This is a genomic window from Streptomyces sp. RK9 (genome assembly GCF_045070545.1).
GTDB lineage: Bacteria > Actinomycetota > Actinomycetes > Streptomycetales > Streptomycetaceae > Streptomyces > Streptomyces alboflavus.
On the sequence record NZ_CP173703.1, the window covers coordinates 3999900 to 4013284 of the forward strand.

The following is a 13385-nucleotide window of genomic DNA, read 5'->3' on the forward strand; positions in this document are numbered from 1 at the left end:
CCGCACCCTCCGATCCCACAGAGAGGACCACCTCATGGGATGTCATGCTCGTGACATCAGAGGCGTACGAAGAGCGGTCATCGCCGTCCTGACGGCGCTGCTCCTGTCCGTGGGCTTCCTGCCCGCCACCGGAGCCACCGCCGCCGACAAGGCCCCGGCCTTCCGCGCGCTGCTGTTCACGGAGGCCGTCGGCTACGTCCACGACTCCATCCCCGCCGGCATCCAGATGGTCAAGGAACAGGCCGCAGCGAACGACTTCGAGGTCGTCCAGACCGACGACTCGACCGTCTTCGACGACGCCGAGCTCAAGGACTTCGACGTCATCGTCATGCTGCAGAACTCCGGCATGGTCTGGGACACCGACGCCCAGCGCGAGGCCGTGCAGAAGTACGTGCGCAGCGGCAAGGGGATCGTGGCCCTCCACAACACCCTCGACATGGGCATCGAGGACTCCTTCCCGTGGTGGGACGACACGGTCAACGGCGGCGCCCACATGCCCGCCCACTCCCCGGGCGTCCTCAAGGGCACCGCGAAGGTCGCCGACCACGTGCACCCCTCCACCAAGGGCCTCCCGCAGCGCTGGGAGCGCCCAGAGGAGTGGTACAACTTCGACAAGAACCCGCGCGGCGACGTACACGTCCTGGTCTCCGCCGACGAGACGACGTACAACCCCGGCGGGTCCGCCATGGGCGCCGACCACCCCATCTCCTGGTGCCGCAACGCCGAGGGCGGCAAGGTCTGGGCCACCGCCATGGGCCACGACAAGGCCTCGTACAGCGAGCCCGCCTTCCGCGACCACGTGCTCGGCGGCATCCAGTGGGCGGCGGGCAACAAGCCCGGTGACTGCGGCGGCACCGTCTGGTCCGGCTACGAGAAGATCGCCCTCGACGAGAACACCGCCGACCCGATGGAGCTGGACGTCGCCAAGGACGGCAAGGTCTTCTACGTCCAGCGCAGCGGCGAGGTGAAGATCTTCGATCCGAAGACCCACGCCACGACCACCGCGGGCAAGGTCGACACCTACACCGGTGGCGAGGACGGCCTGGTCGGCATGGAGCTGGACCCGTCGTTCGCCAAGAACCGGTGGATCTACCTCTTCTACGCGCCCAAGAGCGCCAAGGACGACGTGAACCGCCTCGCGCGCTTCACGGTCAAGAAGGACAACACCCTCGACCTCGCCTCCGAGAAGAAGATCCTCGACGTCCCCGCCTACCGCGACCGCACCTTCCCCGAGCCCGGCCACACCGGCGGCGCCGTCGAGTTCGGCCCCGACCGCACCCTGTACCTGGGCGTCGGCGACGACGTGCCGCCGAACCTCGACCCGAACTGGCAGGGCTACGCGCCCCTCGACTGGCGCCCCGGCAAGCAGATGCTCGACGCCGCCCGCACGGCCGGCAACACCAACGACCTGCGCGGCAAGATCCTGCGCGTCAAGCCCAAGGACAAGGGCGGCTACACCGTCCCCCGGGGCAACCTCTTCAAGCCCGGCACGAAGAAGACCCGCCCCGAGATCTACGCCATGGGCTTCCGCAACCCCTTCCGCTTCACCGTCGACCCGAAGACGGGCGACGTGCACGTCTCCGACTACGGCCCCGACCGCGGCGCCCCCACCACCGACCGGGGCCCCGAGGGCCTGGTCGAGTACAACGTCATCAAGAAGCCCGGCAACTTCGGCTGGCCCTTCTGCCACGGCGACAACCAGGCGTACGCGCCCTACGACCCCGACACCCAGAAGCCGGGGCCGAAGTTCGACTGCGCGAAGCCGGTCAACCCCTCACCCAACAACACCGGCCTGAAGGACCTGCCACCGCTGACGCTCCCCGAGGTCTGGTACGGCTACGGCGCCTCCAAGGAGTTCCCCGAGATGGGCACCGGCGGCTCCGCGCCGATGAGCGGACCCGTCTACCGCTACGACCCCGAGAACCCGTCCACGACCAAGTTCCCGCAGTACTTCGACGGCGCGAACTTCTTCTACGAGTGGGCGCGCGACTCCGTGAAGGAGATGCGCTTCGACAACTCCGGCAAGCTCCTGAAGATCAATGACTTCCTGAAGTCGGCGAAGTTCGCCAAGCCCATGGACATGACCTTCGGGCCCGACGGTTCGCTGTACGTCCTGGAGTGGGGCAGCGAGTTCGGCGGCGGCAACAACGACTCCGGCCTCTACCGGATCGACTATGCCCAGGGGCAGCGCATCCCGATCGCCAAGGCCAAGGCATCCGCCACCAACGGACCCGTGCCCCTCAAGACCGACTTCTCCAGCGAGGGCAGCAAGGACCCGGACGGCGACCCGCTCACCTTCGCCTGGGACTTCGACGGCGACGGCACCTACGACTCCACCGAGGCCAACCCCTCGCACACCTACACCGCCAAGGGCGACTTCAACGCCCAGCTCAAGGTCACCGACTCCACCGGCAAGTCCGGCTACGCCAACATCCCCGTCACGGCGGGCAACACGGCACCGAAGGTGACCGTCGAGACCCCCGTCGACGGCAAGCTCATCACCTTCGGCGACAAGATCCCGTACAAGGTGAAGGTCACCGACCCCGAGGACGGCGAGATCGACTGCTCCAAGGTCTTCGTGAACCCGGCCCTCGGCCACGACGACCACGAGCACCCGACCACCGACATCCCCGGCTGCGAGGGCACCGTCGACACCGGTGACCTGGGCGGCCACCCCGAGGGCGCCGACCTCACGTACGTCCTCAACGCCAAGTACACCGACAAGGGCGGGTCCGGGACGAGCGCCCTGACCGGCTACGGCCGCTCGGTCATGCACCCCAAGCACAAGCAGGCCGAGTACCACGACGACCAGTCGGGCACCCGGATCGTCTCGCAGGCGGGCGCCGAGAACGGCAAGCGCATCGGTGACGTCAGCGACGGCGACTGGATCGCGTTCACGCCGATGAGCGTCGAGGGCGTCAGCAAGGTCTCCTACCGCATGTCGTCCCCGTACGGAGTGGGCTCCATCGAGCTCCGCGCGGACGCCCCCGACGGCAAGCTCCTCGCCACGACCCCGGTGCTCAACACCGGAGGCTGGGACACCTACCAGAACACCCCGGCCGTCGACATCGAGGCCCTGACCGGCACCCACAAGCTGTACGTGGTCTTCAAGTCGCCGCAGAACAATTCCTTCGACGTGGACGCCGTCGCGTTCTCGGCCCCCACGGGCTGACCCTCGCGACCGCTCACCGGCCCCTGTCCCGCACCGGGGCCGGTGAGCCTCAGGGCCAGAACCGGGCGAGCACGCCCTCCTTGAACGGAGCCGGTGAGACGGCGAGGTTCCCGGAGAACGGATGGTCCAGGGACAGGCACAGGAGCAGGCTCACCCCGATCAGCCCGGCGACCGAGACCACGAACATCAGCTGGGCGCGCAGGCTCCTGATGCCGTAGAGAAACGTCAGCGGCAGCATGACGAGCGCGCCGCCGTAGACGAGGACGTTGAGGAGCATCGGCAGGGACTGCTCCGAGTCGGCAAGGCGGGTGCGGCGGGCCGCGGCGACCTCGCCCAGGGTGGACACGGCCTGCTCGTAGTAGACCTTCTCCGACTCGGTCCGCGGCTCGTACTCCTGGAACACCTCGTACAGCCGGACCACTTGGGGGTTGGTGATGCCGGGGTCGGGCCGGCCCTCGCGCATCAGCGGCCACTGCTTCTCGACGATCGCGTGGACGTACGCGCCGACGGCCTGCGTCACCAGGCGCTCCTGGTCGGGTGGGAACGCCGAGGCGTCACGCAGCACCTCCGCCGTCTGGCTGGCCTCGGCGGCGACGTTCGTCTCCGCCTCGTTGAGGCCCTCCCACTCGGCCACGACGACGAACGCGAGGATGATGCCGTAGATCGCGGCGTACATGCTGAGGACGACGCCGACCATGTCGTTGTATCTGCCGTCCGCCGCGCGGGGCAGCAGGCGCCGCAGCAGCAGGGTGCCCGCCACCCCGACGCAGACGGCACCGCCTCCCAGCAGGCAGGCGAGCGCGAGCGTACCGAAGTTGTTCAGAAGCCAGATTCCCACAGTCCCCCAACGCGGGGCCTCCGCAGTGGTCACACACGAGGACCCGCGGCGCGCTCCCTGTCCAACAGCGCGCCGCGGGTCCTCGTCTCCCCGTCAGCGAGTGCCGACCGCCGCGCGCACGGCCCGGCGGGCCATCTGGCAGTCGTCGTGCAGCCGCCGCAGCAGCAGCCGCTGTTCCTCGCCGGACGGCGCGGCACCGGGGTGGGCCTGGCCCGATGCCGTCGGGGTCGGCTCGTGCAGCGTGCGCTGCACGGCTGTCTCGCACATCCTGATCTCCTTGGTGAGGACCAGCATCAGGTTGACCAGGAACGCGTCCCGCGCCGCCGGACCCGCCGCCTGGGCGAGCTGGCTGATGTCGCGACGCGCCACGGGCGAGTCGCCGAGCACCGACCACAGCGTCGCCAGGTCATAGCCCGGCAGATACCAGCCCGCCTGCTCCCAGTCCACGAGGACCGGGCCCGCCGGGGACAGCAGCACGTTCGAGAGCAACGCGTCGCCGTGACAGAACTGCCAGGTCAGCTGAGGACCCGACGGGTGGGCGTGCGCTATCCCGTGCAGCAGCTTCTGCAGGTCGCCCATGTCGCGGTCGGTGAGCAGCCCCAGCTCGTGGCAGCGGGAGATCCGACGGCCGTAGTCCAGCGGCCTGCCGAACATCTCCTGCGGCGGCCGCCACTGGTTGAGGCGGCACACGGCTCCCATCGCCGCCCGGACGTCCGCGCGCGGCGGGGCGTCCGCGGGGTGGCGCTGCAGGGCCGCCACCCGGCCCGGAACCCGCTCGATCACCAGGGTGCAGTCGTCCGGGTCGGCCGCGATGAGACGCGGCACGCGCACCGGCGGACGATGCCTGACGAACGAGCGGTAAGCAGCTATTTCGTGCCGGATCCGCTCGGCCCACAGGGGCGAGTGGTCGAGCAGGCACTTGGCGACGACGGTGGCGCGCCCCGCCGTGCCGACCAGGAGCACGGTGCGCCCGCTGCGGCGCAGCACCTGCACCGGCTGGAACTCCGGACAGATGCGGTGCACCGAGGCGATCGCGGTGCGCAGCTGAGCTCCCTGGGGCCCGGACAGGTCGAGTCTCCCGCTGAGCGGTCCGGCGCCGGGTGCCGGTACGCGCCGGGACCGGCCGGTGCCGAGCGGCGCGGCCGCAGGGCGCGCCGGAGCCAGATAGGGGCCGCCGCCGGTCAGCGGGACCTCCGCCGCGCGGGCCGGGCCGCGGGAGGAGGGGTGCGGGCGCAGCGGCCGAGGCGGGGCGGACACGGAGGACGATGCTGCGTACATGGGCGATACAGATCCCTTCGTGTGCCAGCGAGTTGCGGCGCCCTCCCGCCCCGGCCGCTGTGGGTGCACCCTGGGGAGTGCCTTGAGGCGGCCGGGTCGGGGTGGCGCATTCCTACCTGACACCCGTGAGCCCGTGGCACACCATGTGGCGCACCCTGGCGAACCCTGGCGAATAGTCGCTCAGCAACTGACAGACGGTTACTGTCAATTCAGCCGAGAACCTGGGGGCTTGACGTGAACGGACAACCCAACACCCGCCTGTCGGATCTCTTCGGCCTGGCGGGTTGGTCCAAGGGTGAACTCGCCAGAATGGTGAACCGGCAGGCAACAGCGATGGGTCATCCGCAGCTGGCCACCGACACCTCGCGGGTGCGGCGCTGGATCGACATGGGAGAGATCCCGCGCGATCCGGTACCCAGGGTCCTGGCTGTTCTGTTCACCGAGCGTCTCGGCCGTGTCGTGACCATCGAGGACCTCGGTCTGGTCCGGCACGGGCGCGTAGGCAAACAGCGCGGCGACGGGAGCGTGGAATCCCCGGACGGCGTGCCGTGGGCGCCCGAGCGAACCGCCGCGGTCCTCACCGAATTCACGGGAATGGACCTCATGCTCAACCGACGCGGCTTGGTGGGCGCGGGTGCCGCGCTCGCCGCCGGCTCCGCACTCAGCAGCGCCATGCACGACTGGCTGCACACCGATCCGACCCTGAAGGCCGACGCCCCCCGCACCGACGATCCCCTGCACGCCGACCCCGCCGGATTCGACCGCTACGAGGCCGCCCCCATCGGGTCACAGGAGATCGAGGCCCTCGAGCGCTCGGTCGAGGTGTTCCGCGCCTGGGACGCGTCCCGTGGCGGCGGCCTGCAGCGCAAGGCCGTGGTGGGGCAGCTGAACGAGGTGGGCGGCATGCTCGCCTACCGCCACCCCGACCATCTCCAGCGGCGCCTGTGGGGCGTCGCCGCCAACCTCGCCGTCCTCGCGGGCTGGATGTCCCACGACGTCGGCCTCGAACCCACCGCCCAGAAGTACTTCGTGATCGCCGCGCACGCGGCCCGCGAGGGCGGCGACCGGCCACGCGCGGGCGAGGCCCTGTCCCGGGCCGCACGCCAGATGGTGCACCTGGGCAAGCCCGACGAGGCCCTTGACCTGATGAAACTCGCCAAGTCCGGCTCGGGCGAGCAGACCCTGCCGCGCACCCAGGCGATGCTGCACACCATCGAGGCCTGGGCCCAGGCCTCGATGGGCAAGGGGCAGGCGATGCGCCGCACGCTCGGCCGGGCGGAGGACCTGTTCGTCTCCGACAAGGGCGACGTGCCGCCGCCCAGCTGGATGCAGATGTTCGACGAGGCGGACCTGCACGGGATGCAGGCCCTGGCGTACCGCACCCTCGCCGAGCACGAGCCGGCCGCGGCGCAGCTCGCCCAGCGCCACGCCAAGGAGGCCATCGAGCTGCGCACCAAGGGCCGCGACCGCTCGACGATCTTCGACTACATCTCGCTGGCCTCGGCGTGCTTCATCGCCGACGACCCCGAGCAGGCCGACCGGTACGCGCGCCTGGCGCTGGTGTCGATGGGCGCCAACTCCTCGCACCGCACCTGGGACCGGCTGCGCGAGATGTACCGGCTCACCGGTCAGTACGCGGGCTATCCGAAGATCGAGGACCTGCGTGCGGAGATCAAGCAGGCGCTGCCCAGGGCGGCGGGTCGGCCGGGGGGAGGCAAGTGGGTCCGGGCATAGCACCCGGCCGGCGCGGGGCCGGTGGGTACGGCGGTGACGAAGTCGTGGCTAGGTCTTCGTCTTCGGCCGCACGGCCGGCCCGGTCCCCGGACCCGGCCACGAGCGGGAAAGCCCGGGCCAGGGCCGTCGGCCACCGGCAGGCGGTCCAGGCCTCGACCTTGGCCACGGTCCAGGCCTCGACTTCGGCCGTCAGGGTCTAGGCCTCGACCTTGGCCACCAGCAGGCAGGCGTCGTCCTCGCGCGGGGCCACGCCGAACTCCTCCACGGCGATGCGCACACAGTCCTGCGCCACCTTCGCCTCGGCGAAGCGCGGTGCCAGGGCGAGCAGCCGGTGGGTCGCGGCCTCTCGGGAACGTCGCGGCACCAGGCCGTCGGTGTGCAGCAACAGCAGGTCGCCGGGGCGCAGTCGCTCCTGGGCCTGTTCGTAGACGGCACCGGACGTCGCGCCGAGGAGCACGCCGTCCGGTGGTGTGAGCGCGCGCCCCGTCCCGCCGCGGAACAGCAGCGGGGCGGGGTGTCCGGCCTGCGCCCAGGTGAGGGTGTGCTCATCGGCGTCGTACAGACAGCAGACGGCGCTGCCGAGCGCGGGCTGCACGGACGCGTCGAGTAACTGGTTCAGCCAGCCCATCAGGCGGCCCGGGTCGGCTCCGGCGACGGCCATGCCGCGCAGGGCGCCGAGGAGCATCGCCATGCCGGAGGTGACCGTGACGCCGTGGCCGGTGAGGTCGCCGACGCTCAGCAGGGTGCGGCCGTCGGCCAGTTCGAGGGCGTCGTACCAGTCGCCGCCGATGAGGGCGGTCGAGGACGACGGGAGGTAGTGGGCGGCGAGGTCCAGGTTCGCGGAGCCGCCGTGCGGGAAGCGCAGGGAGCCGCGCCACGGCGGAAGGACGGCCTCCTGGAGTTCGACCGCGAGGCGGTGCTCGGTCTGCGCGATGTGGCGCTGGCGCTGCATTGAGTCCCGGGTCTCGCGCACCACGCGCTGGCTGCGGCGCAGTTCGCTGACGTCTCTGAGGACCGCCCACATGGAGGCGGTGGAGCCGTCGGGGGCGAGCACGGGCTCGCCCATCATGTGCACCTGGCGCACGACGCCGTCGGGGCGGACGACGCGGAACTCGCCGTCGATCGGCTTGCCGTCGACCAGGCAGTCCGTGACCATCGCCGTCAGCATCGGCTGGTCGTCGGGGTGGACCAGGGAGGGCAGCTCGTCGAGGGAGAGGGGCGGCGCGGACGGGTCCCGGCCGAGGATCTGGAACAGCTCGCCGGACCAGGTGGCCTCGTCGGTGAGGAGGTTCCACTCGGCGCTGCCGACCCGGCTGAGCAGGGAGCCGTGCTGCGGCTCCGGCCGCGCGGGCCCGGTGTCCGGGGTGTGGGTGCGCGGCGGGCCGTCCCGCAGCTGAGCCAAGTGTCCGTGCAGGTCGTTGAGTTGATGCACCGCCAGTTCGCACAGGGCGCGCTGCCAGCGGCCCGTGGGGTCGCTGTGGTCGGCCACGGCTTCGCGGCGCACGGCGTCGACCTCGCCCCGCAGTCGGCGCGTCTGCGAGATGAGCGCGTCGACCGCGCCGTGCTCCTGCGGCCGGTCGGGGCGGTCCGCGAACACATGGGACGGCATGGGGTGCTCCGTTGACGATGCGGTGCGACCGGGTTTGCTGTGGGGATCGCCGGTCATGGCTCCTCGACCGGTAGCGGTGTGGCGTTCGTACTGGCCTTCGTGCGTCGGGTACGTGACGTACGCGCGTGACGGGGGTGACGTGCGTGCCGGGTTCCGTACTGACTTCAGTGACAACTCTTCGACCGGTAACGACTCTGGCACAGCGCGCCCACGCTCGTAAGGGATTTGGCAACACCCGATGCGGTGGTGCTTCTGGCATATGTCGCTGTCCTTGCGGTGACAGCACCTGACATACGGGCCTGGTCGTCGCCTGCTGGGACGCCCGTCGGGCCCGGTTGACCTCAAGTCCGCTTGAGGTTGTTGAGTTGCTTCTGGCGGCGAGAACGTCGCCCCGGAGGGATCCGGTGACGAGCATCCGGTCGGTCGGACCGGGTGACGAGAGGGCGCGGTCATGACGAACGAGATCCTTGTGGTGGGGGCCATTCCGGCGCGGACCCAGGCGGCGGTGACGGCGGTGGTGAAGGATCTGGAGCAGGCCTTCAACGCCCATGACCCCGTCGCCCTGAGCGAGCAGTTCGCCCGCGAGGCGTCCTGGACCAACGCCGTGGGCACGCGCCTCGACGGCCGCGCGGCCATCGCCGAGTTCAGCGGTCCCGCGATGAAGGGCTTCCTGCGCGACTCCTACGCCCGCTACGACGTCGTCAAGCTCCTCGAGGTCACGCCCGAGGTGATCGGCGTGAACGTGCGGCAGACCCCCACGGACAGCTCGGGGAACCCGGTCGCGGGCCCGCACGGCGTGACGACCTACGTGATCGCGCGGCAGCAGGAGGGCTGGAAGATCGTCGTCGGCCAGAACGCCCCGGTGGACGCCCCGCCCGCCGCCTGAGCCGGACGTCCTGCCGCGGTCCGGGACACCCACGGGGGTGGTGTCCCGGCCGTCCGCGGGGCCCGGCTCCGTCAGCCGTGCAGGTACCGCAGCACCGCGAGGACCCGCCGGTTGGCGTCGTGCGAAGCGGGCAGGCCCAACTTGTCGAAGACCGCGGCCACGTGCTTCTCGACCGTGCCCGCCGAGACCACGAGCGCCTGGGCGATCGCGGCGTTCGAGCGGCCCTCGGCCATCAGCGAGAGGACCTGCCGCTCGCGGGGGGTGAGCGGCGCGAGCTCCGCCGCGTGCCGGCTCGCGCCCGCGAGCTGGGTGACGACCTCCGGGTCGAGCGCGGTGCCGCCGCCGGCCACCCGGGCCAGCGCGTCGGTGAACTCGGCGATGTTGGCGACCCGGTCCTTGAGCAGATAGCCGACGCCCGCCGACCCGGCCGCGAGCAGCCGCGTGGCGTACTTCGTCTCGACGTACTGGGAGAACAGGAGCACGCCGGTGCCCGGGTGGTCGCGCCGGATGTCGATGGCGGCGCGCAGGCCCTCGTCGGTGTGCGACGGCGGCATCCGGATGTCGACGACGGTGACGTCCGGGCAGTGCTCGGCGACGGCGGTCCGCAGCGCGTCGGCGTCGCCGACGGCCGCGCACACCTCATGGCCGCGCTCCACCAGCATCTGAGCCAGCAGTTCCCGCAGGACAGCGGCATCCTCGGCGATCACGACACGCATGCCGAAATGATCTCACGCGTGCGGCGGCAGCTCGACGACGACCGTCGTCGGCCCGCCTTCGGGGCTGTCCACGCGCAGGCTCCCGTCGACCGTGCGCACCCGCTGCGTCAGCCCGGTCAGGCCGCTGCCCGCGCCGACGGCGGCGCCCCCGCGCCCGTCGTCGCGCACGCTGAGGCGCAGCACACCGCCGGTGCTCGCGCCGTCATCCGCCGCGCTCTGCGTGACCGCGATCACGACCTGGGACGCGCCGCTGTGCTTGATGACGTTCGTGAGGAGTTCGGCCGCGCAGAAGTAGGCGATGGTCTCGATGGCGGGGGTCGGGCGCCGGGGGATGTCCGTGGTCAGCTCGACGGGCACGGTGCTGCGGGCGGCGAGGGTGGCGAGGGCGTCGGGCAGGCCGTCGTCGAGGACCGGGGGGTGGATGCCCCGGGCGAGGTCGCGCAGTTCGGTGAGGGCTTCGGTGGCGTTGCGGTGCGCTCCGTCGACGAGTTGGCGTACGCGGTCGAGGTCGACGGGCTCGTCGCGGCTCCCGCCGTCCGGAGCGCCGAGGCGTTCCTTGATCATGTCCAGGCCCATGGCCACCGCCACGAGCCGCACCTGCGCGCCGTCGTGCAGATCGCGCTCGACCCGGCGGAGCAGCGCCACGGAGTCGTCCACCGCGAGCGCCCGGGTCTCCTCCAGGTCCCGCACGCGCGCCGCCAGGCGGTTCGGCCCGAGCAGGGCGCGCAGCAGCCGCCGGTCGGCCTCCACGACGAGCCGCGTCGTCCAGGGCGCGAGCAGCAGCAGCGCGAGGCCGAGCGGAACCGCCACGAACGTACCGGCGAGGCTGTGCACCTCGAAGCCGCCGACCGGGACGGGCGTGAGGACGGGCATGCCGCCCCCGTCGGCGGGCGCCTCCTGCTGCCCGAACACGCCCCACCGCAGCGGCGCCGTGAGATTGATCAGGCCGGTGACCCAGAAGAGCACCGCGTACATGCCGAGCGCGCCCACCGGCAGCTTCACCAGGACGTACCAGACGGCCCGCCAGCCCGCGACGTCCCGCAGCCGCGCGTCGAGGCAGCCGAACACCCCGGAGCCGGGGCGCGGCGGAGCCGGAGCCGGCACCCGCTCTCCCAACAGCCCCGACGCGAGCCCCCGGTTCAGTCCGCCGAGCCCGCGCGCCAGCCACAGGCAGCCCACCAGGACGAGCACGCCGATCACCGCGCCCACCAAGGACACCGTCAGCCCCGCGCCCAGCGCGAGGAGCACGAGCAGCACGACACCGCCCGCCAGACTCAGCGGGAACGCCAGCAGGCAGTACGCCGCCTCGGCCCAGGCGCGACGGGTGAGCGGGGCGCGCAGGACCGTGGCGACGCGCGCCGCCGGTGCGCCGGGCGCGAGGTGCGGGGTGGTGGGCCGGGTGGGACGTGAGGAGTCGTGCATGGTGATCATTTTCCAGTCAGGCGTCGCGGTGGGCCAACAGCCGGGCGCCCGCGCCGAGGGTGACGGCCACGTACAGACACAGCACGGCGAAGCCGGTCCAGGGCGTGAGCATGTCGGCGACGGGCTTGGCGACGGCCAGGGAGTTCCCGGCGATCATCGTCGGGAAGAACTTCGCGACGGTCGGGCCCGAGAGGCCGCCGATCACCGCGGGCAGCACGAAGGTGACGCCGACGAGCGCGGCGATGGCGCTCGCCGTGTGCCGGGTCAGGGCGCCGATGCCGATGCCGAGCAGCCCGACGAGGCTCAGGTAGGCGCCTGCGAGCAGCACCGCACGCAGCACGCCCGGGTCGCCGATGCCGGGGCGCGGCACGCCGTCGGCGAGGGCCGCGCGGCCCGCGAAGAACGTCACGAGGGCGACCGCCTCACCGACGACCAGCGTGACGGTGCCGTACACGGCCGCCTTGGCCGCGAGCATCGTGCGCCGGTCGGGGACCGCGGCGAGCGTGGAGCGGATGGAGCCGCAGGAGTACTCCCCGGTGACGACGAGGACACCGAGCACGCCGACGACCAACTGGCCGAGCGCGACGCCCGCGAGCACGTTGTTCGTCGGGTCGAACACGGCGGCCTTGGCGGGCGACGGCGCCTTGGTGTGGGCCATGGTGACGACTCCGACGGCGACCATGCCCGTGACGGTGAGCAGCAGCGCCCACGCCGTGGAACGCAGACTGCGGAGCTTGATCCACTCCATGCGGGCCGCGCGTGCGAAGGGGGAGGAGGGGGAGGAGTGCGAGGTGGGGGTGGAGGTGAGGGCGGTCATCGGGGGTTCCTCTTCTGCGCGGTGTCGGGCGTGGGGCCTGCGCCGGGGGTGAGGCCTGCGCCGGACGTGGCGGCTGTGCCGGGGGTGGGCCCTGCGCAGGGTGCGGGCGCCGGACCGGACGCGGACGCGTCCTCGTGGCGGGCGGTGGGGTGGGCCGTGCCCCGGTACGCGGACGCGGATTCCGTCAGGGCGAAGAACGCCTCCTCCAGCGACCGCCCGCGCCCGGTCAGCTCCCGCACGGACGTGTCCGCGAGCAGCCGCCCCTGCCCGATCACCACCAAGTGGTCCGCGGTGAGTGCCATCTCGCCGATGAGGTGGCTGGAGAGCAGCACCGTGCGGCCCTCCGCGGCGAGCGAGCGCATCAGGTCCCGGATCCAGCGCACGCCCTCCGGGTCGAGCCCGTTCACCGGCTCGTCGAACAGCAGCACCCCGGGGTCGCCGAGCAGCGCGGCCGCGATCCCGAGCCGCTGCACCATGCCGAGGGAGTACGTTCCGGCGCGGCGCCCGGCGACGTCGCTCAGGCCGACGGTGGCGAGGACCTCGTCGACGCGCGCGGCCGGGATGTCACCCGCCGCGGCCAGGGCGGCCAGATGCGCCCGCGCGCTGCGCCCCGGGTGGAACGTGCGCGCTTCGAGGAGCGCGCCCACCTCGCGCAGCGGCCGCCGCAGTGCGGCGTAGGGTCGGCCCGCGATCAGCGCGTGTCCGGCGTCGGGGCGGTCGAGTCCCATGATCATGCGCATGGTGGTCGACTTGCCCGAGCCGTTCGGGCCGAGGAAGCCCGTCACGGCGCCGGGCGTCACGTCGAAACTCAGCGCGTCGACGGCGGTGTTCGGCCCGTACCGCTTGGTCAGGCCCTTGACCTCGATCATCACTGCTCCTGCCGGGAACCTGGCGTTGTCATGTCGCTCACGCT

General features: G+C 71.9%; 10 protein-coding genes. 3 read left to right on the forward strand and 7 right to left on the reverse strand.

Annotated elements, in window-relative coordinates; genetic code table 11:
• The first annotated feature begins 34 nt into the window (after nucleotides 1-34).
• Nucleotides 35-3172: a ThuA domain-containing protein gene (locus tag AB6L24_RS16570; protein ID WP_405656057.1), complete on the forward strand. Its 3138-nt coding sequence runs from the start codon at nucleotides 35-37 to the stop codon at nucleotides 3170-3172.
• A gap of 49 nt (nucleotides 3173-3221) precedes the next feature.
• Here AB6L24_RS16570 and AB6L24_RS16575 read toward each other — a convergent pair whose 3' ends face one another.
• On the reverse strand, nucleotides 3222-4010 hold the full coding sequence (locus tag AB6L24_RS16575) for a DUF4239 domain-containing protein (protein WP_405656058.1): 789 nt from the start codon (nucleotides 4008-4010) through the stop codon (nucleotides 3222-3224).
• A 93-nt stretch (nucleotides 4011-4103) separates the two neighbouring features.
• Nucleotides 4104-5288: an aminoglycoside phosphotransferase family protein gene (locus tag AB6L24_RS16580; RefSeq protein WP_405656059.1), complete on the reverse strand. Its 1185-nt coding sequence runs from the start codon at nucleotides 5286-5288 to the stop codon at nucleotides 4104-4106.
• Between the two features lie 234 nt (nucleotides 5289-5522).
• Between AB6L24_RS16580 and AB6L24_RS16585 the strand changes: the two genes are divergently transcribed.
• Nucleotides 5523-7022: a hypothetical protein gene (locus tag AB6L24_RS16585; RefSeq protein ID WP_405656061.1), complete on the forward strand. Its 1500-nt coding sequence runs from the start codon at nucleotides 5523-5525 to the stop codon at nucleotides 7020-7022.
• A 196-nt stretch (nucleotides 7023-7218) separates the two neighbouring features.
• Here AB6L24_RS16585 and AB6L24_RS16590 read toward each other — a convergent pair whose 3' ends face one another.
• Nucleotides 7219-8631, reverse strand: a complete 1413-nt coding sequence (locus tag AB6L24_RS16590; protein ID WP_405656062.1) for a PP2C family protein-serine/threonine phosphatase — start codon at nucleotides 8629-8631, stop codon at nucleotides 7219-7221.
• A gap of 451 nt (nucleotides 8632-9082) precedes the next feature.
• Between AB6L24_RS16590 and AB6L24_RS16595 the strand changes: the two genes are divergently transcribed.
• Complete coding sequence (locus AB6L24_RS16595) at nucleotides 9083-9517, forward strand: SgcJ/EcaC family oxidoreductase (protein ID WP_405656063.1); 435 nt, start codon at nucleotides 9083-9085, stop codon at nucleotides 9515-9517.
• 71 nt (nucleotides 9518-9588) lie between these two features.
• Here AB6L24_RS16595 and AB6L24_RS16600 read toward each other — a convergent pair whose 3' ends face one another.
• From AB6L24_RS16600 to AB6L24_RS16615, 4 genes are read right to left on the reverse strand one after another with little or no spacing between them, the layout of a single operon-like run.
• Nucleotides 9589-10233, reverse strand: coding sequence for a LuxR C-terminal-related transcriptional regulator (locus AB6L24_RS16600; RefSeq protein WP_405656064.1), 645 nt, complete (start codon nucleotides 10231-10233; stop codon nucleotides 9589-9591).
• Nucleotides 10234-10245: 12 nt separating this feature from the next.
• The gene (locus AB6L24_RS16605; RefSeq protein WP_405656065.1) at nucleotides 10246-11655 is read right to left on the reverse strand and encodes a sensor histidine kinase; all 1410 of its coding nucleotides are present in this window, start codon (nucleotides 11653-11655) and stop codon (nucleotides 10246-10248) included.
• Between the two features lie 16 nt (nucleotides 11656-11671).
• Nucleotides 11672-12472: an ABC transporter permease gene (locus AB6L24_RS16610; RefSeq protein WP_405656066.1), complete on the reverse strand. Its 801-nt coding sequence runs from the start codon at nucleotides 12470-12472 to the stop codon at nucleotides 11672-11674.
• Nucleotides 12469-13341 carry an ABC transporter ATP-binding protein gene (locus AB6L24_RS16615; RefSeq protein ID WP_405656067.1) on the reverse strand — a complete coding sequence of 291 codons (873 nt, stop codon included), beginning with the start codon at nucleotides 13339-13341 and terminating at the stop codon, nucleotides 12469-12471. The genes AB6L24_RS16610 and AB6L24_RS16615 overlap by 4 nt, the downstream gene beginning before the upstream one ends.
• Between the last annotated feature and the right edge of the window lie 44 nt (nucleotides 13342-13385).